Annotated in this window: 27 protein-coding genes; 5 read left to right on the top strand and 22 right to left on the bottom strand. The window is 42.0% G+C overall.

Translation table 11 applies throughout. The features are described 5' to 3' along the window. Positions 1-118: 118 nt before the first annotated feature. The 3 genes from MSG93_RS04590 to MSG93_RS04580 all read right to left on the bottom strand — a co-directional run bounded on the left by MSG93_RS04590 (position 119) and on the right by MSG93_RS04580 (position 4,855). The gene (locus tag MSG93_RS04590) at positions 119-2,281 is read right to left on the bottom strand and encodes a malate synthase G (protein ID WP_324620738.1); all 2,163 of its coding nucleotides are present in this window, start codon (positions 2,279-2,281) and stop codon (positions 119-121) included. 290 nt (positions 2,282-2,571) lie between these two features. Further along, the gene (gene zapE, locus MSG93_RS04585) at positions 2,572-3,717 is read right to left on the bottom strand and encodes a cell division protein ZapE (RefSeq protein ID WP_009512745.1); all 1,146 of its coding nucleotides are present in this window, start codon (positions 3,715-3,717) and stop codon (positions 2,572-2,574) included. A 118-nt stretch (positions 3,718-3,835) separates the two neighbouring features. Beyond that, positions 3,836-4,855: an AraC family transcriptional regulator gene (locus MSG93_RS04580; RefSeq protein ID WP_324620737.1), complete on the bottom strand. Its 1,020-nt coding sequence runs from the start codon at positions 4,853-4,855 to the stop codon at positions 3,836-3,838. A 155-nt stretch (positions 4,856-5,010) separates the two neighbouring features. On the opposite strand from MSG93_RS04580, the gene MSG93_RS04575 reads away from it, so the two are divergent. Both MSG93_RS04575 and MSG93_RS04570 read left to right on the top strand, forming a co-directional pair. After that, positions 5,011-6,525, top strand: coding sequence for an NAD(P)/FAD-dependent oxidoreductase (locus MSG93_RS04575; protein ID WP_324620736.1), 1,515 nt, complete (start codon positions 5,011-5,013; stop codon positions 6,523-6,525). Between the two features lie 220 nt (positions 6,526-6,745). After that, a complete protein-coding gene (locus MSG93_RS04570; RefSeq protein ID WP_324620735.1) occupies positions 6,746-7,972 on the top strand; it encodes a multidrug effflux MFS transporter in 1,227 nt (408 codons plus the stop codon). Positions 7,973-7,998: 26 nt separating this feature from the next. Here the strand turns inward: MSG93_RS04570 and MSG93_RS04565 are convergent, their stop codons facing one another. Beyond that, positions 7,999-8,574, bottom strand: a complete 576-nt coding sequence (locus MSG93_RS04565; RefSeq protein WP_199973032.1) for a TetR/AcrR family transcriptional regulator — start codon at positions 8,572-8,574, stop codon at positions 7,999-8,001. A 208-nt stretch (positions 8,575-8,782) separates the two neighbouring features. On the opposite strand from MSG93_RS04565, the gene MSG93_RS04560 reads away from it, so the two are divergent. Further along, positions 8,783-9,700 carry a lysine exporter LysO family protein gene (locus MSG93_RS04560; RefSeq protein ID WP_324620733.1) on the top strand — a complete coding sequence of 306 codons (918 nt, stop codon included), beginning with the start codon at positions 8,783-8,785 and terminating at the stop codon, positions 9,698-9,700. Positions 9,701-9,712: 12 nt separating this feature from the next. On the opposite strand, the gene pyrF is transcribed toward MSG93_RS04560, so the two are convergent. After that, positions 9,713-10,393, bottom strand: coding sequence for an orotidine-5'-phosphate decarboxylase (pyrF, locus tag MSG93_RS04555; RefSeq protein WP_005230791.1), 681 nt, complete (start codon positions 10,391-10,393; stop codon positions 9,713-9,715). Between the two features lie 113 nt (positions 10,394-10,506). Further along, complete coding sequence (locus MSG93_RS04550; protein ID WP_005230792.1) at positions 10,507-11,055, bottom strand: helix-turn-helix domain-containing protein; 549 nt, start codon at positions 11,053-11,055, stop codon at positions 10,507-10,509. Positions 11,056-11,144: 89 nt separating this feature from the next. Between MSG93_RS04550 and MSG93_RS04545 the strand changes: the two genes are divergently transcribed. Beyond that, complete coding sequence (locus tag MSG93_RS04545) at positions 11,145-11,801, top strand: AzlC family ABC transporter permease (RefSeq protein ID WP_005230793.1); 657 nt, start codon at positions 11,145-11,147, stop codon at positions 11,799-11,801. Further along, positions 11,798-12,124, top strand: coding sequence for an AzlD domain-containing protein (locus MSG93_RS04540; protein ID WP_324620731.1), 327 nt, complete (start codon positions 11,798-11,800; stop codon positions 12,122-12,124). The genes MSG93_RS04545 and MSG93_RS04540 overlap by 4 nt, the downstream gene beginning before the upstream one ends. Positions 12,125-12,207: 83 nt before the next feature. Here the strand turns inward: MSG93_RS04540 and MSG93_RS04535 are convergent, their stop codons facing one another. The 16 genes from MSG93_RS04535 to MSG93_RS04460 form a co-directional block, all read right to left on the bottom strand. Further along, positions 12,208-12,573, bottom strand: a complete 366-nt coding sequence (locus MSG93_RS04535) for a lipopolysaccharide assembly protein LapA domain-containing protein (RefSeq protein WP_005230795.1) — start codon at positions 12,571-12,573, stop codon at positions 12,208-12,210. A 14-nt stretch (positions 12,574-12,587) separates the two neighbouring features. Then, positions 12,588-12,890, bottom strand: coding sequence for an integration host factor subunit beta (locus MSG93_RS04530; protein WP_004653854.1), 303 nt, complete (start codon positions 12,888-12,890; stop codon positions 12,588-12,590). A 156-nt stretch (positions 12,891-13,046) separates the two neighbouring features. After that, entirely contained in the window at positions 13,047-14,729 is a 1,683-nt protein-coding gene (gene rpsA, locus MSG93_RS04525) for a 30S ribosomal protein S1 (protein WP_004639293.1), read from the bottom strand. Between the two features lie 115 nt (positions 14,730-14,844). Beyond that, a complete protein-coding gene (cmk, locus tag MSG93_RS04520; RefSeq protein ID WP_005230798.1) occupies positions 14,845-15,525 on the bottom strand; it encodes a (d)CMP kinase in 681 nt (226 codons plus the stop codon). A gap of 9 nt (positions 15,526-15,534) precedes the next feature. Beyond that, on the bottom strand, positions 15,535-15,975 hold the full coding sequence (locus MSG93_RS04515; protein ID WP_005286233.1) for an SRPBCC family protein: 441 nt from the start codon (positions 15,973-15,975) through the stop codon (positions 15,535-15,537). A gap of 66 nt (positions 15,976-16,041) precedes the next feature. Then, positions 16,042-16,551: a tRNA adenosine(34) deaminase TadA gene (gene tadA, locus MSG93_RS04510; RefSeq protein WP_324620722.1), complete on the bottom strand. Its 510-nt coding sequence runs from the start codon at positions 16,549-16,551 to the stop codon at positions 16,042-16,044. A gap of 6 nt (positions 16,552-16,557) precedes the next feature. Next, positions 16,558-17,682, bottom strand: a complete 1,125-nt coding sequence (locus tag MSG93_RS04505; RefSeq protein ID WP_171067740.1) for an enoyl-CoA hydratase/isomerase family protein — start codon at positions 17,680-17,682, stop codon at positions 16,558-16,560. Continuing rightward, complete coding sequence (gene ung / locus MSG93_RS04500) at positions 17,679-18,392, bottom strand: uracil-DNA glycosylase (protein ID WP_005230812.1); 714 nt, start codon at positions 18,390-18,392, stop codon at positions 17,679-17,681. Before ung ends, MSG93_RS04505 begins: the two co-directional genes overlap by 4 nt. A gap of 43 nt (positions 18,393-18,435) precedes the next feature. Beyond that, positions 18,436-19,032 carry a 6-pyruvoyl trahydropterin synthase family protein gene (locus tag MSG93_RS04495; RefSeq protein ID WP_005286237.1) on the bottom strand — a complete coding sequence of 199 codons (597 nt, stop codon included), beginning with the start codon at positions 19,030-19,032 and terminating at the stop codon, positions 18,436-18,438. Between the two features lie 107 nt (positions 19,033-19,139). After that, positions 19,140-20,099, bottom strand: a complete 960-nt coding sequence (gene gspK, locus MSG93_RS04490) for a type II secretion system minor pseudopilin GspK (RefSeq protein ID WP_202739916.1) — start codon at positions 20,097-20,099, stop codon at positions 19,140-19,142. A gap of 4 nt (positions 20,100-20,103) precedes the next feature. Beyond that, positions 20,104-20,718 (bottom strand): type II secretion system minor pseudopilin GspJ, encoded by a 615-nt coding sequence (gene gspJ, locus MSG93_RS04485; RefSeq protein WP_324620720.1) that lies wholly within the window; start codon positions 20,716-20,718, stop codon positions 20,104-20,106. Continuing rightward, the gene (gspI, locus tag MSG93_RS04480; protein ID WP_324621013.1) at positions 20,715-21,143 is read right to left on the bottom strand and encodes a type II secretion system minor pseudopilin GspI; all 429 of its coding nucleotides are present in this window, start codon (positions 21,141-21,143) and stop codon (positions 20,715-20,717) included. The genes gspJ and gspI overlap by 4 nt, the downstream gene beginning before the upstream one ends. 247 nt (positions 21,144-21,390) lie before the next feature. Further along, positions 21,391-21,939 carry a type II secretion system protein gene (locus MSG93_RS04475; protein WP_324620719.1) on the bottom strand — a complete coding sequence of 183 codons (549 nt, stop codon included), beginning with the start codon at positions 21,937-21,939 and terminating at the stop codon, positions 21,391-21,393. An 11-nt stretch (positions 21,940-21,950) separates the two neighbouring features. Next, a complete protein-coding gene (locus MSG93_RS04470; RefSeq protein ID WP_005230824.1) occupies positions 21,951-22,559 on the bottom strand; it encodes a TetR/AcrR family transcriptional regulator in 609 nt (202 codons plus the stop codon). Between the two features lie 41 nt (positions 22,560-22,600). Then, positions 22,601-23,374 carry a TatD family hydrolase gene (locus MSG93_RS04465; protein ID WP_324620718.1) on the bottom strand — a complete coding sequence of 258 codons (774 nt, stop codon included), beginning with the start codon at positions 23,372-23,374 and terminating at the stop codon, positions 22,601-22,603. 24 nt (positions 23,375-23,398) lie between these two features. Next, positions 23,399-23,743: a PilZ domain-containing protein gene (locus MSG93_RS04460; RefSeq protein ID WP_324620716.1), complete on the bottom strand. Its 345-nt coding sequence runs from the start codon at positions 23,741-23,743 to the stop codon at positions 23,399-23,401. Positions 23,744-24,014 lie beyond the last annotated feature (271 nt).

Here is a 24,014-nt window from a genome sequence, read left to right as displayed (position 1 = left end):
TTTAATCCTGTTTTTAACAATATTTGATCCTCACCCAAACAAAGCAAGCAGATACCTCGTTTTTTTGAATCGCAGCTATAAAAAAAGCCTCCGAAGAGGCTTCTTTATTCAGATGAAATTAATCACCGGTATAACCTTTTAACTTTAAACGTGCGGCATGTAGTAATGGCTCTGTATAACCCGATGGCTGCTCTGCACCTTTAAAGATCAGGTCAGACGCTGCCTGGAATGCAATACCATCGAAGTTAGGTGCCATTGGCGTATAAAGTGCATCATTGGCATTTTGCTGGTCTACAATCACAGCCATGCGCTTAAGCACTTCTTCAACCTGTTCACGCGTTACGATCCCGTGACGCAACCAGTTTGCAACGTGTTGAGATGAAATACGTAATGTTGCACGGTCTTCCATCAAGCCAACGTTATTGATGTCGGGCACTTTAGAACAGCCAACACCTAAATCTACCCAGCGAACTACATAACCCAAGATACCTTGACAGTTATTTTCAAGTTCGTTGTTTAACTCTTCTGCAGTCCAGTTGGTTTCTGCTGCAAACGGCGGTGTTAACAAGTCATCTAAAGACAACATGTTTTCAGCAGCCAATTCGTCTTGGCGTGCTTTTACATTGATCTGGTGATAATGCAAGGCATGTAGTACCGCACCTGTTGGAGATGGAACCCATGCACACGATGCACCTGCATTTGGATGCGCCGTCTTGGTTGCCAACATATCTTTCATGCTGTCTGGCTTAGGCCACATGCCTTTACCAATTTGCGCTTTGCCTTGTAAACCGCATGCCAAACCTATGGCAACGTTACGGTTTTCATAAGCAGCAATCCATTTTTGTGTTTTAACTGCTTCTTTACGAACCACTGGTGCAGCTTCCATAGACGTATGGATTTCATCACCCGTACGGTCCATAAAGCCCGTGTTGATGAAGATAGTACGGTCTTTTGCAGCAGCAATACAGTTCTTCAGGTTGACAGAGGTACGGCGCTCTTCGTCCATGATCCCGATTTTGAGCGATTTTTCTGGTAAACCAATCGCTTGTTCAGCACGTTCAAACAATTCAACGGCAAACGCAACTTCTTCTGGACCATGCATTTTAGGCTTAACAATATACATTGAGCCTTTACGAGAGTTTTTATTCTCGTTTTGACCACGAATATCCGCAACGGTAAGTAACGGTGTGATTAATGCATCCATGATGCCTTCAAACACTTCTTCGCCATCTACAAGGATCGCAGGGTTTGTCATCAAATGTCCAACATTACGAAGCAACATCAATGAACGACCATGTAAAGTGGTTGTACCACCAATCAGGTTTTGAACAGTACGGTCTTTATTTAAGGCACGGGTAATGGTTTTACCATTTTTCTCGATAGATTCTTGCAAGTCACCTTTCATCAAGCCTAACCAGTTACGGTAGCCTTCAACTTTCTCTTCTGCATCGACCGCAGCAACCGAGTCTTCCAAATCCTGAATCGTGGTTACAGCAGCTTCAAGGGTTAAGTCTTTGACACCCGCAGCATCAGTTTTACCCACTGGGCTATTTGCATCAATCTCAATAATTACATGTAAGCCATTATTTAATAAAACGATTTCTGCAGGAGCCGCAGCATCGCCATTAAAGCCAACAAATTGAGATGGATGCGCCAAAGCAGTGGTTGAACCATCTTTTAAAGTCACAGCCAAAGCGTTGTTGATCACTGCATATTGGGTTGCATCTGCATGTGAACCTTGTGCCAATGGGAAAGTCTGGTTTAAGAAGTCCTTAGCAAAAGCGATAACCTTGTCACCACGTACCGGGTTATAGCCCTTACCTTTTTCTGCGCCACCCTCTTCAGAGATGACATCTGTACCGTAAAGCGCATCATATAAAGAACCCCAACGCGCATTGGCTGCGTTTAGGCAGTAACGTGCATTACGTACAGGTACAACCAATTGTGGGCCTGCAAGTAAAGCAATTTCTTCATCTACGTTTTCAGTGCTGACTTTGAAGTCTGCAACTTCAGGTACCAGATAACCGATTTCGGTCAAGAATGCTTTATAAGCATTAAGTTCAAATTTATTATTACGATGCCATTCATCAATCTTCGCTTGAAGATCATCACGCTTAGCCAATAATGCCTTGTTCTTTGGGCTAAGGTCGACAACGACTTGCTCGAAGTTTTTCCAGTAAGTTTCACTCTCTAAACCAGTCCCTGGTAAAGCTTCATTTTCGATGAAATCATAAAGTTCTTTAGCAATCGCTAGCTTGCCTTTTTGAATACGTACAGTCATTGTCTTTCCTGATGGTGCTAACTTTTTATAACAAGAATTCTAGTATACTGATTTATACTAGCCTGAATAGTAATATCACATTCCTAAATAGTAAGCATTTTCCCTATTAGACGTATTGACAAACAAGATTTTTTATATTCATCAAAATATCAAATACAGATACTTTTCTTTTTAGTTATGCAACATACTCCCTTTTCAAACTCATCTAGTTATAACAAAATTCAATCAGGAATAAAGCGTTATGCACGTAACTTTATAAAAAAAGGCATTCCGAAGAATGCCTTTGTGATTTATGAGGTCTGTGCGACCTGAATCTGCCGATGCTCCGAATGCAGATAATCATCCGATTGCATTTCCAGTAAACGTGAACGCGTCCGTTCAATTTCAAATGCCAGTTTCTCACCTTCATACAGATCAATGATTGAATCTTCAGAGGTAAGAATCAGTTTTACGCCACGGTCATAAAATTCATCGACCAGATAAATAAAACGGCGTGTCCCTTCAGACAGGAAATCAGTCAAATGCGGAACATTACTCACCAATACGGTGTTGTAAATGTTGGCAATTTCAATAAAGTCGGCCGGACTACGCGGTTTAAAACATAGTTCCGAGAATTCGCACCACAATACATCTTCAGTATGACCTAAAGTCTCTACTACACGATTATTGATCATGATTGGAGAATTAGATTGTGCCTGCGTCTGGGTCAATGCTTTAAAACGACCTGATAACCAAGCTTGGGCATCATCGGTTAATGGATACTTGAACAGTTGTGCTTGTTTCAAGACGCGTAAACGATAATCCACGCCGGCATCTACGTTTAAGACTACGCAATTTTTCTTGACCAGCTCAATGGTTGGCAAGAAACGGTCACGATGAATCCCGTTCTTATATAAGCCATCTGGTGCAATATTTGAAGTTGCAACCAGTGTAATGCCACGTTCAAATAGCTTCTGGAATAAATCGCTCAGGATCATTGCATCAGTAACGTTCGATACGAAAAATTCGTCAAAGCAAATTACAACAGCATCTTTATAAATCTGATCTGCAACCAAATCTAAAGGATTGCGTTGACCTGCAAGCTTATTCAACTCTTTGTGGACATGTTGCATAAAGTGATGGAAGTGCATACGCATTTTACGGCGGAATGGAACAGATTCATAAAACTGATCCATTAACCACGTTTTGCCACGACCTACACCACCCCACATATAAACGCCTTTCGGATAGGTTTGACGACGGAAACGTCGAAACGCCTTCTTGGAAGCCTTATAACGGGTGAGTAACTCTTTCCATACTCGGTCTAACTCTCGCACAGCCTGAGCTTGTGCTTCATCTGGCATGAATTGTCCTGACTCAAGTGCTTGAGTATAACGCTCAGCAGGTGACGTTGGGATAAATGCAGTGCTATGTGAGTCTGGTTTAGAATTTGACATAAGGTGTTATTGCAATTTTAATTGGTGAAAATTATATCGAACATTCTGTTCAATGACATTAGATTTTAGGCTTAATTATCATGGAGTTTAAACATCATAATGTACCATTTTTAATCATTTAATGATTGCGGCTATATTGTCTTGGACTCAGTCCAAACCATCTTTTAAAAGCATGATTAAACGCTGCCGGTTCAGAATAACCTAACATTTCTGCCACCTGTTCAATCGAATATGAACTGTTTTCGATGAATTTTATCGCCTTCTGTTGAATCAGCTTTTCACGAATTTCCTTATAGCTGGTCTGCATTTGCTGCAATTGATGTCTTAAAGTGCGCTCAGGAATATGCAAGGCACAGGCCGTTTCCGCCATAGTCGGAATGACCCCGTTTTGCATTTCCAGATAATCCTTCACATACTCCACCACGGTTAATTTCAGACTGGCACTTTTTTCTAGATTTTGAATATCCGCTAGGCATTTTTCTTCATAAATGCGATAGGTCAATACATCAGCAGAGGGGATTTTAATGTTCAGTATTTGGGTATTTTCTAATATGAAGGCAGCCTCTCTGCATCCGAATTTAACATCCTGCCCATAATAATCCTGATACGCTGCAAGCAAATTTAAGTCTTTCGGACGGGTAAATGGCAATTCGATCCGGATATTCGGGATCTCCAGCCCCATCATTTTAAAAATATCTTGTAAGAATTTATAAGTCCCTGAAATTTCACATTGCGCGCGCAATTGCCCTAAATGCGTATTCAGGTCAACCGGCTGATAGAACAGATAAATAAAATCTTCTTTAATTTCGAGATGTAAAGAACCAAACAAATGGGTTAATTGCTGAAACTGCACACCATTCAACAATGCCTTATGTAAGGTTTCACTGGTCACCAATAGCATCAGGAATGGTCCATAACCGGCCAGCGCATAATGCTGCCCGATAAACAGACCTTGTTCAGGTGAAATATCCTGACTAATATGTTGCAGGATATCCCATTCGATTTCATCAGGAATAATTGAAGCTGGATCTAAGGCATCAGCGTGTATACCCATATTGGCTAAACGTGCATCCACATCAATGCCGACATGACGCATGCCCTGAATCAAATACATCAATCCGAGGATAGATCTCTTCATAGTTCCTAATGCAGTTCTCAAAACTTTAATGTTTTACTATAAAAACCTGAGCAAATGAATTGCCGAAATGGTCAAGTTTTACGTCGGTACAATCATATTTAATCTCGATAAAACCGTTAAACTGGCACAAAATTTAGCTGTACAGGATATACGCTATGGGTAATGTAACCAAAAATGCGATTCAAAAAACAAAAGTGGCAATTATTGGTGCAGGTTTTGGTGGTTTAGCGATGGCCATTCGCCTGTTGCAAAGTCAAATTAATGATTTTGTAATTTTAGAAAAAACCAATGACGTCGGTGGTACATGGCGTGAAAACCAATATCCAGGCGCAGCATGTGATGTGCAGTCACATATGTATTCCCTGTCATTTGCGCCAAAAACCGACTGGTCAAAACGTTATGCAGAAGCAGATGAGATTTTTACCTATATTCAGGACATCACAGCACAATATCAATTAAAAGACTATTGCAAATTCGGACATGAAGTGACCAAAGCCGAGTTTGATGAAAACCGCAATGTCTGGACCTTGGACTTTAAAGATCAGGCCACCCTCGAAGCTCAATTTGTGATCTTTGCTTCTGGCCCGTTGCATGTTCCACAAATTCCTCATGTCAAAGGCATTGAAAACTTTAAGGGTAAAGTCTTCCATTCGTCTCAATGGGATCACGATTATGATTTAACGGGTAAATCCGTTGCATCTATTGGCACCGGTGGTAGTGCCATTCAGTACATTCCAGAAATTGCACCCGAAGTTAAGCAGCTCTATGTATTACAACGTACTGCCGCCTGGGTCATTCCACGTGATGAACGTAAATACTCGCAGCTTAGCAAAACACTCTTTAAAGCGTCGAATATTTATCGTCAGATTCACAGAACCCGCCTGTACTGGACCAATGAATCTCGTGTTGTACCGATTGTGCAGCCACAAATCATGAAATATGGCCAAAAACTGGCAGAAGCTTTTATCCGTTTCCAGGTCAAGGATAAAGAACTGGCGAAAAAACTGACCCCAGATTTTGTCATGGGCTGTAAACGTATTTTGATTTCTAATAAATACTTCCCGACCTTTAACCGTGACAATGTTGAACTGGTGACGGATGCTATTCAGGAAATTACAGCGAACGGCATTATCACTAAAGATGGCAAAGAACGCCAAATTGATTGCCTGATTTATGGTACGGGCTTCATTACCGATCCACGTATTTATTTAAAGCATTTCAACTGTATTGGTCGCAATGGCATTGAACTGAAACAGGCGTGGAAAGACGGTGCGGAAAGCTATTATGGTATCAGTACCAAAAATTTCCCGAATTTGTTCCAGTTGCTTGGACCCAATACCATTCTTGGTCATAACTCTGTAATTTTCATGATCGAATCACAAGTGAACTATATTCTGCAACTAATTCAAACCGTCGATCAAACCAAGACCCAAGCTGTCGAAATCAAGCAGGATGTTCAGGATCAGTTCAATGAACGTATACAAGAGCAACTGAAAGGTACGGTCTGGCAAGCGGGTGGCTGTAGCAGTTGGTATCAAGCTGCTGATGGCAAAAACTTCTCGCTATGGCCAACCTACACTTGGAGATACTGGCTTGAGACACGCAAAGTAAACGTGGCTGATTATAATTTTATTAGTCACTCAACTGCTGCCAAATCCGATGCTGCATAATTAGCAAAATACAGCTAAAAAGCCCTTGAACGTCTCAGGGGCTTTTGTATTTCTGAACCATAAAATGACTTTTACCTCTCACCTAGCACCTTCTCTAACTTAAAACCGCATTTCTTTTTATAGGCAAAAACGAAAAATTCATGCTAAGATTTTAACTACCTACCGTTAGGTAGCTAAATAATGTTTGTTCACTTCCTGCTTGTCCTAGAGTCTACAAGATATGCAATCTGCTCCGCCAATCTCTAAAATCAGTTGGTCTTTGTTACTGCTGCTGTCCTTATTTACCGCCTTAGATGCACTGGCAATTGATATTTATTTACCTGCATTTCCACTACTTGCCGAAAGCTTTGCAACCACACCTGGACATATCCAGCTCACCCTGTCGGTGTTTCTGATTGGTCTTGCCATAGGTCAAGGGATGTATGGGCCTTTACTGGACCGTTTTGGTCGACGCAAACCGTTATTAATCGGTATTGTAATCTTTATTTTGGGTTCATTACTGGCTGCAATTGCACCGTCGATTGAATGGTTACTGGCTGCCCGATTCTTACAAGCCATAGGTGCATCCGCGGGTTTAGTGGTACCCCGAGCGATTATTTCCGATGTATGCGATGCACAAAGTAGTGCCAAAAACTTTTCCATCCTGATGCAGGTGATGATGATTATTCCCATCATTGCACCTTTATTCGGTAGCTTTATTCTTCGATTCGGATCATGGACGCTTATTTTCTATACATTGGCCGTACTCGGTATGCTCTTATGGCTATGGGGCAATTACGCCATACCCGAAACCTTAAAACCTGAGTATCGCCAGCCACTCCAGCTCGGCATCATCAGAACCAGCTATCAAACATTGAGCTTAAATAAAAGCTTTATGGCCTACACTCTTGCGGGTGGTTTTATCTTAGGTGCTTTCTTTGTTTACCTGAGCCAGTCGCCTTTTATTTTTATTCAGCATTATCATATTCATAATGAAACCTTTAGTACCTTATTCGCGGCTAATGCGATTGGGTTAATCATTCTTGGACAGGTTTCAATCCTGCTATTAAAACGCTGGTCGGCGCAACGCTTACTGGTCCTCGGTATGTGTATATTCAGTGGGGCTAGCTTGGCACTCTTATTGGGGGTGTCTTTTTATAATTTAAACTTATGGCAATACATTGTACTTTTGGGACTGAGTATCTGGTCGACCGGGTTTATCTTTGGTAACGTCACCGCACTGACCATGCAACAAAGCCCACAGCATTTGACTGGCGCAGCATCATCCTTGATGGGCTTACTCCAATATGCGCTTGCGTCACTGATTGGTTTTATGGTGAGTTTGATCGAGGTTAATATCAGCCTGCTTCCCGCGAGTTTATTCATCTGTGGCAGCATCGCACTGGGTTTATCTATTTTTGCCGCTTCAGGACAACGGGCTAGTTTTCCTGTCGCAGAAGCTGAATAACGATATTCAACAGTATCAGTACCCTTTTAAATTGAGGTACTGATCAATACATTCAATGCCTTTAAGATGGCATCCAGACGAAGTCGAAACTTTTCTCGACCGCCATAGATCAATTCACTTTGCAAGGCATCCACAAAACTCATGCATACCCGAGCAAGTGTCTGAGCGTCAAGTTGATGCTGATTTTTAATGACTTCAGAATTCTGAATCGCTTGCGAAAATAGCTGCTCCAGATCAGCCATGAAGAGGTGCATCGGCTCAATCACCTGATCATACAAATGCACAGGTGGACTGATCAAGGCATTCATCCAGAACTGAACCGCATAAGACGCGTTAAAGCGCTGTTCGATACTGATAAAATAATCATGCAATTGCTGCTGGAGCTGCTCTCCACCCTGCAAAACCGTTTGGGCATAGCCCAGCTCTTCATCAATCATGATCGGAATCAGGCTAAGATAAAGTTCATCCTTATTCTTGAAATGGGCATAAATCGAAGGTTTCTTGATACCAACATCGGTTGCAATTTCATTTAATGACGTGGCTGCAAAGCCCTGTTTTGCAAAACGTTGTAATGCATATTTTTGAATTTTGGCTGCTGTCACAAATCATCTACCTCTTGTACTGATAAAAGTATATTTCACCTGATGCGATCTGCATAGATGAATCAATGCATTCAATCTGCATATCCCAATAGCATAAGAATTCCAGAAGCTTTACAAGCTTAAACTTTCTTGATCAAATGATATATAAACCTACCCAAGTATAGGATTTCCCTGCATAATAAATCAGCACTGTAAACGCTCTGATTGTATGACCTCTTTCGTTCTGATTTTCCAGATTTTTGTTTGTATTGGCTTAGGCTATTTTGTAGCACCACATTTATCTCCGTCGCTAAAAAAATTTGTTTTTAAAATTCTTCCCTATTTTTCTTATGTTTTACTGGTCAGTGTTGCCTTTGAACTGACTCAGGCACTGAATCATATTCAGAATCCAGCAACCATCTTGCCACCTGCGCTACTCATTGCATTTACCACGTCAATTGGTTCTTTTTTCATTTGTTTAATGACCTATAAGCTGATTGATCGGCAAAGTGTGCAAGGGAAAATCTCACTGCACCTGTTTCTCAATGCGCTAAAGAATATTGGTAAAGCCTTTCTGGCCTTGGCGGCCGGGATTGGCTTGGGGATGCTCATTCAAAGCTTAGAGCTGCAGATCGCCTTTAATAGCTGGTATTTATTACTGATCTTTATTTTCTTGATTGGCGTTGAGCTGGCCTTTACTCAATTCGATCGTAGCTGGTTAAGCTGGAAAATTTTACTGGTGCCCGTGGCTGCATTCATCGGATCTTGTCTGGCAGCAATTCTGAATTATTTTATTCTATCGAAGCATTACAGCCTGAATGAAGTCATGGCCCTAGCACAAGGTTATGGCTGGTATTCAATGTCTGGGATTTTATTTACCGAACTGCATTCGGCCAAACTGGGAGGTATTGCCCTGTTAACCGATTTATTTAGGGAAATTTTTGCAATTTTATTGATGTATTGTCTAGGTTGGCGCTTTCCACGCTCGGCGATTTCCAGTGCGGGTGCGACTTCAATGGATGTGACGCTTGCGATGGTGAAACAGTCATGTGGCACACATTATGTCCCACATGCCATGATGAGTGGATTGATTCTATCGCTGCTCGCACCACTCTTGATCAGTTTATTTCTTAGTATGAGGTTTTAACCTTCGACTTCATTAAATCGAAGCCAAAATTGATTTCAACATCTCAGTCGGTTTTTCCGCTTTAGTGATTGGACGACCTATCACTAAATGGGTTGAACCATCAAGGATTGCCTGTTTTGGGGTTACAATACGTTTTTGGTCATCCGCATTTGAACCCTCTGGACGAATACCTGGTGTCACCAATGCAAACTGCTGACCTAACAGGTCACGAAGGATTTTAGCTTCTTGGGCTGAACACACCACACCATCCAGTCCACTTTCCTGTGTAAGTTTGGCTAAGCGCTTCACCTGTTCAACTGGCTCGATATCCAGACCGATATCGCGCAAATCTTCACGTCCCATTGAGGTTAAAACAGTCACTGCAATCAGTTGAGTCTGATAGTTACCTGCTTTCAATCGCTCAACACAGGTTTCCATCATCTTGCGGCCACCTGAAGCATGCACATTGACCATCCATACCCCTAAGTCGGCAGCAGCACATACCGCTTGAGCTGTGGTATTTGGAATATCATGGAATTTTAGATCAAGAAAAACGTCAAAACCTTTGTCTTGCAAGTTCTTCACAATTGATGGGCCTTCATGAGTAAAAAGCTCTTTGCCAACTTTTACACGGCAAAGTGACGGATCAAGCTGATCAACAATTGTTAAGGCGTCATATTGGCTTTTTGCGTCTAGGGCAACAATAATACTCACGAATCTAGTTCCATCACATAAAAATCAGTTAATTATAAAGTGATTCCCCCCATGAACAAAGTAACAATCTACGCATAATGCAAAAAAGACTTTCTAGCACAGGGAAATCATCGCTATCTTTGTTCAGAGATCAGGATTGCTCTGGTATCCGCCTGTAAAGCTTCAAAGATATGCGGTTGATCGGCAGGATAACAAATGTAGTCTCCTTCATTAAGCAAGATCGGCTCGGAAATTAAACCGACTCTGGCCTGACCTTTCATAATCACAATATGTTCAATGCTGCCAATCGGATGTGGCTGACTACAACGCGGTTCACCGGGCTGGGTGGTGAGCATATATACATCTCGTCGGGCACCCGTTGGGCAATTGGCCAATAGAATAGCCTGATAATGGGCAATTTCAGATGAAACAGATGGCCCCTCACCAAAACGTATCACCTGGGTCTGGGCAATATTGCTTTCCATTAACTTTGCAAATGGAATATCCAAAGCCACACATAAGGCCCATAAGGTTTCCAGACTAGGATTGCCTTGTGCGGCTTCCAATTGCGATAAGGTTGATTTGGCTATACCTGCACGACGTGCGACCTCAGCCAACGACAATCCTGCTTTTTGTCTCTCTCTTTGCAATCCTTTTGCAACAATTTCAATTGGCAACGCCATAACCCACCATAAAAAACGAATGTTCGTTTTGACGAACGATATAAGATTAATCTATTATAACGTACGGTCGTTTGATATAGAAAACAAAGATGCAAGATAAACAGCGGTATCACTTAATCAAAGCCATTATTCTCATCTCGGTCGCAACAGGAATTGTCGGAATTTCTCTCGGCTCGGTTGCGGCCAGTTTTAACCTGCCCATGTGGATTCCTTTAGCGCTTTCCTTAACGGTACTGGCAGGTGCAGCGGAATTTACTTTTATTGGCATGATAGCGACAGGAGCCAATCCGGTATTTGCCGCATTCACGGGCATACTCATCAATTTGCGTCATTTACCTTTTGGATTATCTGTCGCAACCTTCATTGAGAAGAATGTCTATCACTTTATTGCCTGTCATATCATGAATGATGAAAGTGTCATGTTCGGGCTAAGTCAACAGGAACCACATTTAAAGAAATGGGCTTACTGGATGTGTGGCGTAGGTATCAGCATACTTTGGCCGCTCGGCGTGTTCACCGGTTATCTGCTGAGCAAAAATATCCCGGATATTTATGTATTTGGTATTGATGCAGCATTCCCGGCTATTCTTTTTGCCTTGATTTTGCCCATGCTCAAGAATAAGACCACACGCAATCGGGTATTTCTGGGTACCTCGCTTTCCCTAGCTTCTATTCCCTTACTTCCAACAGGCCTTCCTGTTTTAGTGTCTATGCTTGGTTTAATGATAGGTCGAAAAACGAAATGAAATACAGTGAGAGTTATATATTTATCGGCGTTGTCGTTCTTGCTTTAGGGACTTATCTGATCCGTTATTCAGGCTTTTATCTGGCAAATCGCATCGAAATTAAAGAACATCATAAGCAGTTACTGGCAGATTCCGCCTGTGTTTTGCTGTTCACCTTAGCGGTATTCAATACCCTTTTTACGGAAACCCATTTTAGCGGGATCAGCAAAATAATGGGTGTTTCGGTTGCGATCATTTTTGCATGGAAAAAATATTCGCTTATTGTAGTAATTTTAGTGGCGATGCTGATTACAGCTACGTTGAGATATTTGGGTCTGCCATAAAACAAAAAAAGCTCTTAAAATAATAAAGAGCTTTTAAATGCCTTATACAATCATCAAGATCTTATAAGGCTGCAATATAAAGATTATAACGGATTACGTGGATGGCTTTCCGGGTTAATATCCAGAATGGTTTTCTCATGTCTTACATTTGCAGCAGCTTCTGCGGCAGCTTGCTGTGCAAGTTGAATTTGCTCTTTACGCAGATGATCGATATCTTTACGTAATCGCTTAATTTCCCAACTGGTTTGGAAAACGCGGAAAACCTGGACGCCAAGAAGGAGCCCAACAACAATACCTAAGACCAAAGTCAATAAAAGTAATAACCCCAAACGCATTGCTGGAACTTGAGTAAATAACAAGTCTACTTGTAGCTCAGCTGGGTTTTGAAGCACCAAAGCAAGTGAATAACCAAAAATGGCAACGAGTAATGCAATTAGAACATAACGCATAAAGACCTCAATACTTATTCAGCAGATTCGTTTACTGCGTCACGAAGTGCCTTACCAGGTTTAAAGTGTGGAACTGCTTTTGCTGCAACATCAACCGACTTACCTGTTTTAGGGTTACGCCCTAAACGCGGCTCACGATGATGCAATGCAAAACTACCAAAACCACGAATCTCAATACGATCACCACTTGAAAGTGCTTCGATCATTTGATCAATCATAATCTTAACTGCGTCTTCAACTAAAGGTTCAGCCAAGTGTGGGTTTTTAAGCGCAATCCGTTCAATTAAATCAGATTTATTAAGTGCTTCAGTAGTCATTGATGACCTCTTTAATTATTGCTACTTCCAATGTTTTTAATAATAACCTGTTTAAATACAAAACGGTAGCGCAGTACATGATTACTACGCTACCGTTTACAGTATTTTTGTATAAAAAAGTACGTCTCTGTTACAAGAAACGTACTTTTTAACAAATTACTTCATTTGAGCTTTAATTAAGTCACCAATAGTCTTAGGACCATTGCTTTCTGCAGCTTGAGTCGCAGCAGCTTGGCGAGCATTGTTCACAGCTTCTTTCTCTTCAGCTTCGTCTTTCGCTTTGATAGACAAGTTGATAGAGCGAGATTTGCGATCAACGTTGATGATCTTCGCTTCAACTTCTTGACCAACTTCTAGGAATTTAGTCGCATCTTCAACGCGGTCACGGTTGATTTCAGAAGCTTTAAGTGTTGCTTCGATGTCATCAGCTAATTTAACTGTAGCACCTTTAGCATCAACAGCAGTTACAGTACCTTTAACTAAAGCACCGCGCTCATTCGCAGCCAAGAAGTCATTGAATGGATCGCTGTTTAATTGCTTGATACCAAGGCTGATACGGTTACCTTCAGCGTCTACAGACAAGATAACTGCTTCAACTGTGTCGCCTTTCTTGTAACGACGAATCGCTTCTTCGCCTTGTTCGTTCCAAGAAATATCAGACAAGTGAACTAAACCGTCGATACCACCGTTTAAGCCGATGAAGATACCGAAGTCAGTGATTGACTTGATTGTACCAGAAACTTTTTCGCCTTTTTCATGCGCTTTAGCAAACTCTTCCCATGGGTTAGCACGAGTTTGTTTGATACCCAATGAAATACGACGACGTTCTTCGTCAACTTCAAGAACCATAACATCAACTTCGTCACCAATCTGAACAACTTTAGATGGGTGGATGTTTTTGTTCGTGTGGTCCATTTCTGAAACGTGTACTAAGCCTTCAACGCCTTCAGCGATTTCAGCGAAGCAACCGTAGTCAGTTAAGTTAGTTACACGTGCTTTAACGATAGAACCTTTAGGGTAACGGCTCATGATCGCTAACCATGGATCTTCGCCTAATTGCTTAAGGCCTAAAGATACGCGGTTACGCTCGCGGTCAAACTTAAGTACTTTAACTGTAACTTCTTGACCAACTTCAACAACTTCTGAAGGGTGCTTGATACGCTTCCAAGCCATATCTGTGATATGTAGAAGACCGTCAATACCGCCAAGATCAACGAACGCGCCGTAATCAGTAAGGTTCTTGATCGTACCTGTAACTGTTTGACCTTCTTCAAGTTGAGCAAGTAATGCTTCACGGTCAGCTGAAGATTCAGCTTCCATAACTGCACGACGAGATACAACAACGTTGTTACGTTTAGCATCAAGTTTGATTACTTTGAACTCTAACTCTTTACCTTCAAGGTGAGTAGTGTCACGGATAGGACGAGTGTCAACTAAAGAACCCGGTAAGAACGCACGTACAGGACCGATGTCAACAGTGAAACCGCCTTTAACCTTACCAGAGATAACACCAGTAACGATTTCGCCGTCTTCAAAGATTTTCTCAAGTTTAGTCCAAGTTTCAGCACGTTTCGCTTTTTCACGTGATAAAACTGTTTGACCCATACCGTTGTCAAGCGCTTCAACAACTACGTCAACAGTATCGCCAACTTGAACTTCAAGTTCACGTTGTTCATTTAAAAATTCAGCACGGTCAACAACGCCTTCAGATTTAAGGCCAGTGTCAACAGTAACCCAGTCAGAATCGATACTAACAACAGTACCTTGGATGACTGCACCCTTTTCAACGTTGAGGTTTAATTCACTTTCTTCAAAGAGGGCTGCAAAAGATTCGGTCATGATATACCTGATAAAGTCCGCGGTCTTGGATCAGACAAGGCCGGTTTAGTTAAGTTGTTACATTGTCCAAAAAATCTGATCAAGCAATGCTTCAACTGAAAATAAAATGGTCTATCTATTGAATACGGCTATCGATATAGTCCACCATTAACTGAAACACTTCATCGATGCCTATTGTAGAACTATCAATGACATACGCGCCTTCAGCTGGCTTGAGCGGAGCAACTGTTCGCTCCATATCTCTTTTATCTCTAGCCTGTATGTTAGATAAAATGTCGCTTATTTTAGCATCAAGACCCATACCCTGCAACTGTTTTACACGGCGCGCTGCACGAGATTCAGCCGATGCGGTCAAATAAATCTTGGCTTGGGCTTCTGGAAAAATCGAAGTTGCCATATCACGACCATCAGCCACCAGACCAGGTGGCTGAATAAATGCGCGCTGACGTTCGAATAAAGCTTTTCTCAACTCCGGAACAGCCGCAACTCTAGAAGCGTACTCACCGACCTGCTCTGTACGGATGGTATTGGTGACATCAACCCCTTCGAGAAAAATCAGTGTCGCTGCTGGTGTCGATTTAAATTCAATATCGAGCTGGGTCGCATATTTAACACACTGCTCCAACTGGGTATCCAGTTGATCGAGTAAGCCATGCTGAAACAAAGACAGCCCAAGTAAACGATATAACGCACCAGAGTCTAATAAACTAAAACCATAATGTGCGGCAATTTTTGCAGCCAATGTGCCTTTACCAGAACCACTTGGACCATCAATCGTAATAATATGAACTGTCATTCCCATCTCTTATGAAGCAACTGATTTGGCTAATTTTGAAAAACCTAGTGTAATCGCTGCTTTGAGTTGTGCAAGAATTAATTTACTTACAAAAGGTGCTTTTGCTGTAAATTCAATCTTATAAGTGACCAAAGTTACAAAAGGTGTGATTTCTTTAAAGTCAATTTGTCCTAAATGGTGTTTTACCAAAGGGTTATTGATCAACTTATACTCAATTCGTTTATTCTCTTCCAATAAGGTGATTTCTTCTTGTAGCGGTTTAATCGGTCCAAATCCCATGCGGCGAACTGAACCGATTCCGTCAGGACGTTCTGGATCAGCCGAATCCTTCACACGAACCACCTGTAACGGTGCAAATGCCTTGTTATAGGTGGCGTGTTTTGACAACAAGTCAAAAACCTCAGAGATCGGTGCATTAAATTCTTTTTTTATCGTGATTGCATTACGCATAACTTCGCCTTTTGATTTTACCCAAAAATATTGGAGGCTTAGTGTGCCACAACTCATGAGACATTTTTAATCATTTAAGGACGTTTTTGACGAACGGATTTTCTTCTTTTCACTTCGTCTCTGTTTGAAAAATTCACTCAGCTGCAAGGAACACTGCGCTTGCAGACATCCTTGTTCAAAAACAAATTTATGATTGTAATAACCGCTTTCAAGCAATTGACGGGCGCTGACCAGAGAACCAGCTTTGGGCTCTGTAGTAGCAAAAACCACCCGCTTTACCCGTGCATGCACTAAAGCGCCAACACACATGGTGCACGGTTCAAGCGTGACGTAAAGCGTAGTATCTTCAGGTAGGCGGTAGTTATTCAATGCCTGACAAGCGGCACGCAACGCCTGTATTTCTGCATGTGCAGTGGGATCTGACAGTTTAATCGGTGCATTGTAGCCCGCACCAATGACCTGCTCATTACTAACCAGAACGGCACCGACAGGAATTTCTCCCTGTGATGCCGCTAATGCAGCCTGCTCATAGGCAAGCTGCATCCAGTATTCATCATCATGATTTTCTACAGTCATAGCAACTTAAGCAATCACGCCATAGTGCTTTAATAACGCATTCCAGCTCTCAATATTGGTTACAGGCGCACAGTCAGCCAAGATGCCTTTAAGCGTTAACTGTTCAGTTGCTTTCCATTCAGGTGACAAATCTTTATCGACCAGACGGGCGCGCACACCTTCAACAAAGTCAGGATGGCGGATTTTCCATTCAGAAATTTGCGCTTCCAGGGCAAATACTTCATCCCAGGCATGACCTTGTTTACCCCATTGCCATAACAACCAGGTAATCGCCGCCGTGCTTGGTGAACCCTTTTGCAGGTTTTCACTGGCCTGACGTAACCAGTCACTACTTGCATCACTGAGGCCAATAATCGATTGATAGTCATATTCAAAGCTCTGACCACGACAAACGCTATGAATCACATCAATTGAATTTTGCAACGGCCCCGCAGCCACAGGACGATGTAAGCTATTCAAGGTATCATCAATGGCACGGAATGCACCTGCTGGATAATGGTTCCAGTCGACATTTAACACTTTTTGCAGCACATTATCACGTTGCGCTTCACAGATATGCGTTGCCCAACCCACACTGAACGCACCCGCTGCAGTCATGATTGAACCGGTTAAACCGGTAAACAATCCGATTTGGCCACGGTCAGCCAGAAAACGGCTTGCACCAACATCTGGATATAAACCAATATTGATTTCAGGCATTGCCAGACGCGAATATGGCGTCACCAGACGGAAAGGTGCGGCCATAAACAGGCCAAGACCACCACCCATGACATAGCCTTCGCCCCAGACCACAATTGGCTTTGCATAATTGTGTAACAGTAAATCCAGTGCATATTCTTGCTGGAAAAACTGGTTTGCTGTTTCCACTTCCTTATTGATGACGAGCTGACGTAATTTACGCACATCCCCGCCTGCACAGAAAGCCTTTGGTGTGGTCGAATCGAACCAGATTGCCTTGACAGTTTCATCTTCATGGAAATGTTCAAATACTTTCAGTAGCGCACTTACAATTGGTTCATCTAAAGCATGTAACGATTTAGGGCGATTAAGACGAATGATTCGCCAGCCATTTTGTGCATGTTCAATAACCAAATCAGGATGATAGCTATTTAAATCGGGAGAAGTCATTATGCGTCCAATTGCCAGTCTATAGGCTCAATGCCATGTTGTTTCAAATATTGATTGGTTTTAGAAAATACTTTGCAGCCAAAGAAACCACCACGGTTTGCAGCAAGTGGTGATGGGTGAGCTGCACTAAGCACAAGATGCTTGTTACGATCGATACGTTGCCCTTTACGCTGTGCATAAGCACCCCATAAAATAAACACGATATGTTCACGCTGCTCATTCAATACATCAATGACCGCATCGGTAAAGTCTTCCCATCCCTGTTTTTGATGTGAAGTGGGCTGTCCTGCTGCCACTGTCAGTACACTGTTAAGTAATAACACGCCCTGTGCTGCCCATTTACTCAAGTCACCATGACGAGAAACCGGAACACCCAGATCGGTATTTAATTCGTGAAAAATATTACGCAAAGACGGAGGTAATGCAACCCCTCTTTGTACAGAAAAACTTAAACCGTTGGCCTGATTCGGACCATGATAAGGGTCCTGTCCCAAAATCACGACCTTTACTGCATTTAAGGGTGTGGTATTTAATGCATTAAAAATCTGTTTGCTTGGGGGGTAAATGACTCTTTCTGCGAGTTTTTCTTGTTGTAAAAACTCACGTAAATTATCCATTTTAGGACTCAGAAGAAACTCTGACAATGAGATTTTCCAAGACTCGTCCAACTGAACTTTATTAAGTTTGTCCTGTTGCTGTTCAGTAAATTGCATCAACATTCCTTGAAATAGATTCTTTTATTTAAGTGAAAATTACTTAAATATTAACTTGTAATTCTACATTCGGATTCTGGAATTTTGTTCCTTTTTTCAGGTTTTCATACATCTGAACATCACTCCATTCAGCCTGTACCTGCTCTGAAAAGACAATCTGTTCCAGACTCAATTCACCCATTTGTATATTTTCAATATCTTCCTGAAAACTCTGTGCATAGCCCGTATCAGTTTCATGAACAATGACGGAGTAAACCTCAACATCACCTTCACCATTCTGGGTTACGGTTGAATTTAACACTTGCTGGGCGAGAAAGAAAAAGATACGCGAAAACTGTTCTGCCGAAGGCGAAACCGGTAAGGAAATCCAGCGTGCACTAAATGTTTTACATGCATCAATATAAGCAGGATCATCTTTCTGCCAGAAACAAATGGCATGGTCGAAGCTATCATATAGCTCTTTAATCACGCCTTTAAGCAAGCCAAAATCATAAACCATTTGTCCATGATCCAGCTTTGACGCTTTTAATAATAATTCAACTTTATAACTGTGCCCATGAATCGAACGCTTACAGCGGTCCGATGTACAGTTACGTACAATATGAGCATTCTCAAACTTAAACAATTTACGAATTAACATGCACCAAGCTAATCTTTATCTGCAAACGGATTTTATTATAAAGCAAAAAAACATGGATTGGGATTGATTTTAAACCTTGTCACCATTTGACAAATCAATCTACACATTTACTGGAAAGGTGAAAGACTTCTTGAATAAACAGTCACTTGCTTATCTTTACGTGCTAAAGCACTGGTAAACTGACGCTTCCGTTCGCTTAAAACCACTTCAATCTGTGCGGTAAAATAATTGGATTTACTGTCCAGCAAAGCTGTTGCATCGGCTTTGTTTGCTTCATCTATTCCAGAAAAAACACTTAATTGCCATAAATCATCCACATTATTGAAATAGGTCAGGTTGGCCTGTTTGGTCTTTAATGCTTGTTCAAGTGCTTTGACATCAATCTTTGGATCAATACTGGCCAATAACAGGGCTGGTGCTGTATTCATATTGACCTTGGTGTACTCTGGTAATGCCGTGACATAAGCCTTAATCAAATCATAATTTTTGCCTTCAAAACCTCTGACCAGTTTCAATTCTTCCACACTATGAAACTTGGTATTTGGTGTCAGATAAGCGGGATCCAAGCCCTGATAATAATTACTTTCCGCACCCATCGCACCTGTAGTTTCATCATCAACATCTTGCCAGTCAATCACGGCCTGACTGAGCTCTGCAGGCAGACCGACCCGTTGCAGCAGCTTTTCAAACCAGCGTCGCGAAGCCTCATCTACTTGGGTTCCATCTGCCTTGACCAGATTATTCAGGTTAAATTTGCCCGACTCATCGACTAAACGCCCCGCAACATAGCCATCATCCACAGGAAATGGCGGCATTGGTTTGGCCCAGTTTTCCTGTAAATGATCAATACTTTCACCATTATCACTGTCTTGAATCAGCAATTCCGAAAAAAATGCTTCTGCACTTTTGGCATACAGTAAGGACTGGTTCTGACGCATCAAATAGCCGGTATTCTCGGCAGTATTGGTCTGTCGTTTGGCAATAGTTGCCGCCAGAATTGTGGCCAAGGCCACCATCACCAGAATGGTTAACAATGCGATGCCATGTTGAGATGAGTGATTTTTCATGGCATTACTGACCGCCCATATCTGGATTGTTTAACAGACTATACACCCACTCATAATCAGTCCCCGCAACCGTCAACTGAATTTTGATACCACGGGGTAATTTCTTCAATTCAGCGATATTACTTGGGTCACTGTTTTCAGGCCATTGCGTCAATTCTTGCGGGTTCAATACCGTCAGCTTAAATTGGTCGACATTTTCCAGCAAAGTACTTGAAACAGGTTGTACACGATTGGGAATATTCAAATTCGAATATTTCAGGCGATAGACTTTCTTTTGGGCAGCATCATAGCGGTATTCAATACGCTCGTAAGGAGACAAACCCTGTTTCAATGGATCAGAAACACCTGCCCTGCTAAATGCAAAGTGCTGATCATTCAACACCAGCGCTGCCTGCAACTGTCGGCCATCATTGGCAGTTAAAGGAATCATCTGCAGACTGTCTCTTAGCACCTGCTGATAGGCGTCCTGCAAGGCAAATAAATGCATTTCATGTTCGGCATTGCGATCTTTGACTTTTAATAGATAGTCAAAAACTTTCCAGCCCAACATCGAAAGTACTGCAAAGATTGCAATGGCAACCAATAATTCGACCAAGGTAAATGCACGTGTGTATTTCATTGTGTTCTGGCCTTTGCAGGATAGTTAAAGAACACAAGATTGGTAATGCCCGCTTCGACCTTGCCTTGTTCATTATTAAATAAGCTGACTTGCAACTCGATGCGCTGGATCTTCGGACTAACCGTCGATTGTGCTTTTTTATCAATTTGCCACGTTTCACCTTGAGATGTGACTTGCTTGGATTGCGTACCGTCCAGCCACTCCTGGTTCATTTCCATCATCGCCACTTCATTCATCGCTACAAATTGTGCTTTGGTTCTTAAAATGGCATTCGATGTTGACTGGGTGTATTGCATTGCCACCTTCGTTAACGCAATTGCTGCAACTGCGAAGATCGCCAGCGCCACCATCACTTCAAGTAAGGTAAATCCTGAAGCAGGTCTCCGCCGAGCAACGCTCGGCCCTGCTGCAAGACGAGAAACTATGTTTCGAGTTGCAGGATGAGTGAAACATAGTTTCACCCTGAGAAGCCCAGCTTCGAAAGAAGGCGGAGAGCTATGCTCGATGTGAACACGATTAAATCGAGCAACACTCGGCCCTGCTGCAAGACCGAAAGCTATGCTTGAGGTGTGAGATTTGTGTTCTGTTGAAAGCCGAGAAGCTATACTTGAGGTGCAAGCTTTCTCTGCTTTCACAAGACAACAAGCATTTTCTGGAAGACCTGTTAAAGACTTAATTTTCATTGACCTTACCCAAATGATCCAGCTCTAACTCATGCCCAATCGGCTGTTGCTCATAATAAAACTGGATTCGAACAGGTTTGGCTTCACCGTTTCCGAACCAGATGAGTTGAGGAGCCTTACCCGCCAGCAAATCTTCATTTTTGGCTTTGTTATAACTCGCCGTATCTAAACTCTGAATCGTTAAAGAAACATTATTGGGCAATTGACGGGTCTTAAATTCTTTATAGAGTTGCCAGGTGCGATCAGCCTGCTGAATCTGTTCACGACTCTGGTCGTGATATTCAAATAAGTTGTAACTAAAAGGTGCGACATCTGTTGCATTTTGAGTATTTAAGGCAAAGACTTTGGCCTGATCAGTCGCTTCTTTATTGATTTTCTTCAGATCAAGAATAAACATCTCTCGGGCTTGCATGGCCCTACGCTGGTCAACGCCACCGATATTCAAAACCACGAGAGATGCCATAATCGTCATAATCACGATCACCACCATCACCTCAATCAGGGTAAAGGCTTTTTGCGAATGCTGTGGTGATCTCATGCGTTTTTCAACTATGCAAGAACAGGTTCGACCAGCTTCGGCAATGCCAAAGCCTGCTCAATATAAGCAACACGTAAAGTGTCTCGAGAACCTAAATAGCGTTGATAAAAACTCGAATTCAGAATCACCGCTGCACCATAGGTCAAAGACCAGATTGAAGCCAGATAATCACGTGTCGTCATGGTACTGTTTATATCCAGTAAATAACTTTCCGTCATACGGATAATGATACGCAGACGCTGCCTACGCACTTTATATAATTCACTGAATAATAATTGAATGCCTTGTCCCGTGGTAGAAAGCCGCTCTTCGATCTGATGAAAGAGCGCGGTACGCTCCGGATGATGTAGATGGTGCAACATAAAGAAAGCCAGATGTTCAGGAAATGCTTTTTCGGTATCCTGAATCATTTCCAGCAACATGCGCTCATTACGAATAATCAGCAACATATAGAGCTCATCTTTACTTTGAAAATGCTTATATAAGGTGCCCTTTGCAAGATCCAGCTCGGCAGCTAACGCATCCAGCGTCATCCCTGCCTCACCATTTTCTAATAGGAGTTGCTCCGCGATTTGAAAAATTAATACTTCTCGTGCTCTAAACTGAGCTTGACGATCCATTTTCACGTAATAACTCTCTTTCCTAGTACAACAAAAACCGTTTATTTCAAATTTAAGAGATTTTCAAAATTTTGTGTTGTAATCATGCCAATCTCTTCAACCGATTTATCATATACATCACTTAATGCTTTTGCTACAAAAGGAACATATTTCGGTTCATTGCTTTTACCGCGATAAGGCACTGGCGCTAAGTAAGGACTATCCGTTTCGATGAGCAAGCGATCAAGCGGTACCTGTTTAGCCACATCACGCAAGTCCTGCGCATTTTTAAAAGAAACAATCCCGGAGAAAGAAATATAATAACCACAATCCAGAACAGCTTTTGCTGTTTCCCAATCCTCGGTAAAACAATGCAAAATACCATGGGTAGACTGCTCTGCACGAATAATATCAATAGTATCGTGCTTGGCTGCACGGGTATGCACAACCACAGGCTTTTTCACGATTTTTGAAGCTTCAATGTGTCGCGCAAAGCAACGTTTCTGTTCTTCAACAAAATCCGTACTGTGATAATAGTCCAGACCGGTTTCACCCAAAGCCCACACTTTAGCGGACTGAGCCAGATTGACCAGATAGTCTGTTGTTGCACGCGCCATGACCTGTTCATCCTCACAGGGATGAACACCCACCGAATAGCCAACGTCTTTATGGCGGGCAGCAATTTCTGCCAGCTTGACATGATCTTCAAGATCAACCGAAATTCCCATGAATTTCGACACACCGGCAAGACGGGCTTGTTCCAGTGCCTGATCCAAGTCGCCTTGATAAGGACTTAAATCCAGCATGGTTAAATGGCAATGCGTATCAACAAACACTCTTCTATCCTATTTACTTCATTACTACATGGTATAACTTGGACGATCCAGACCTTTAGATCCCGCCAGCAATTTCTCAGCTTCATTTTTATAATACACGCCTTTTTCACCTGCGAGCTGTATGGCAAAACCTTGTGGCTTAAAATGCGTCTGTTTATGCGAAATCCAGATCACTTTTCCCGTTAATGGAATTTTTTGCGCTTGTTCCGGCAATGTGGCCAGTACAAAAACCTCCTGTCCCATTTTTACTGCTTGCTTGGTTGGCACAAATAAACCACCGCCTTGGACAAAAGACATATAGCTGGATTGTAAGGTCGCTTTGTCTGGAATATTGACCTGTATAATTCCGCCCATCATTTGTGGTTGCATAACTTTCCCCTGTTCAATACTAAATCATTAAAATACAGAACGTGTACTTGCGATTTATCTATAAAACTTCAAACGATATTTATCGGATTTATAGCATCATCTTTCATCTTCGTTCATTTAATATGTATACGTCTTTTATGACTGAATTATAGAAAACAATCCAGCAAACAACAAATGATGTTTAGGAAAATTGTGTTTTAAATACAGAAAATGAAATTTATTTACCGCTTTCCGTATCATGCACGCGCTTGGTTTAGAATAGATGACAATC

The sequence above is a fragment of the Acinetobacter sp. IK40 genome, assembly GCF_035615075.1.
In the GTDB taxonomy this organism is placed as follows: Bacteria; Pseudomonadota; Gammaproteobacteria; order Pseudomonadales; family Moraxellaceae; genus Acinetobacter; species Acinetobacter courvalinii.
This window is presented reverse-complemented; position numbering and strand designations above follow the sequence as displayed.

Bases quoted from the DNA above. Each gene is read 5' to 3' on its own strand.
- MSG93_RS04590 (WP_324620738.1), bottom strand. From the start codon at position 2,281: ATGACTGTACGTATTCAAAAAGGCAAGCTAGCGATTGCTAAAGAACTT.
- zapE (WP_009512745.1), bottom strand. From the start codon at position 3,717: ATGTCAAATTCTAAACCAGACTCACATAGCACTGCATTTATCCCAACG.
- MSG93_RS04580 (WP_324620737.1), bottom strand. From the start codon at position 4,855: ATGAAGAGATCTATCCTCGGATTGATGTATTTGATTCAGGGCATGCGT.
- MSG93_RS04575 (WP_324620736.1), top strand. From the start codon at position 5,011: ATGGGTAATGTAACCAAAAATGCGATTCAAAAAACAAAAGTGGCAATT.
- MSG93_RS04570 (WP_324620735.1), top strand. From the start codon at position 6,746: ATGCAATCTGCTCCGCCAATCTCTAAAATCAGTTGGTCTTTGTTACTG.
- MSG93_RS04560 (WP_324620733.1), top strand. From the start codon at position 8,783: ATGACCTCTTTCGTTCTGATTTTCCAGATTTTTGTTTGTATTGGCTTA.
- MSG93_RS04550 (WP_005230792.1), bottom strand. From the start codon at position 11,055: ATGGCGTTGCCAATTGAAATTGTTGCAAAAGGATTGCAAAGAGAGAGA.
- MSG93_RS04545 (WP_005230793.1), top strand. From the start codon at position 11,145: ATGCAAGATAAACAGCGGTATCACTTAATCAAAGCCATTATTCTCATC.
- MSG93_RS04540 (WP_324620731.1), top strand. From the start codon at position 11,798: ATGAAATACAGTGAGAGTTATATATTTATCGGCGTTGTCGTTCTTGCT.
- MSG93_RS04535 (WP_005230795.1), bottom strand. From the start codon at position 12,573: ATGCGTTATGTTCTAATTGCATTACTCGTTGCCATTTTTGGTTATTCA.
- MSG93_RS04530 (WP_004653854.1), bottom strand. From the start codon at position 12,890: ATGACTACTGAAGCACTTAATAAATCTGATTTAATTGAACGGATTGCG.
- rpsA (WP_004639293.1), bottom strand. From the start codon at position 14,729: ATGACCGAATCTTTTGCAGCCCTCTTTGAAGAAAGTGAATTAAACCTC.
- cmk (WP_005230798.1), bottom strand. From the start codon at position 15,525: ATGACAGTTCATATTATTACGATTGATGGTCCAAGTGGTTCTGGTAAA.
- MSG93_RS04515 (WP_005286233.1), bottom strand. From the start codon at position 15,975: ATGCGTAATGCAATCACGATAAAAAAAGAATTTAATGCACCGATCTCT.
- tadA (WP_324620722.1), bottom strand. From the start codon at position 16,551: ATGACTGTAGAAAATCATGATGATGAATACTGGATGCAGCTTGCCTAT.
- ung (WP_005230812.1), bottom strand. From the start codon at position 18,392: ATGCAATTTACTGAACAGCAACAGGACAAACTTAATAAAGTTCAGTTG.
- MSG93_RS04495 (WP_005286237.1), bottom strand. From the start codon at position 19,032: ATGTTAATTCGTAAATTGTTTAAGTTTGAGAATGCTCATATTGTACGT.
- gspK (WP_202739916.1), bottom strand. From the start codon at position 20,099: ATGAAAAATCACTCATCTCAACATGGCATCGCATTGTTAACCATTCTG.
- gspJ (WP_324620720.1), bottom strand. From the start codon at position 20,718: ATGAAATACACACGTGCATTTACCTTGGTCGAATTATTGGTTGCCATT.
- MSG93_RS04475 (WP_324620719.1), bottom strand. From the start codon at position 21,939: ATGAGATCACCACAGCATTCGCAAAAAGCCTTTACCCTGATTGAGGTG.
- MSG93_RS04470 (WP_005230824.1), bottom strand. From the start codon at position 22,559: ATGGATCGTCAAGCTCAGTTTAGAGCACGAGAAGTATTAATTTTTCAA.
- MSG93_RS04460 (WP_324620716.1), bottom strand. From the start codon at position 23,743: ATGCAACCACAAATGATGGGCGGAATTATACAGGTCAATATTCCAGAC.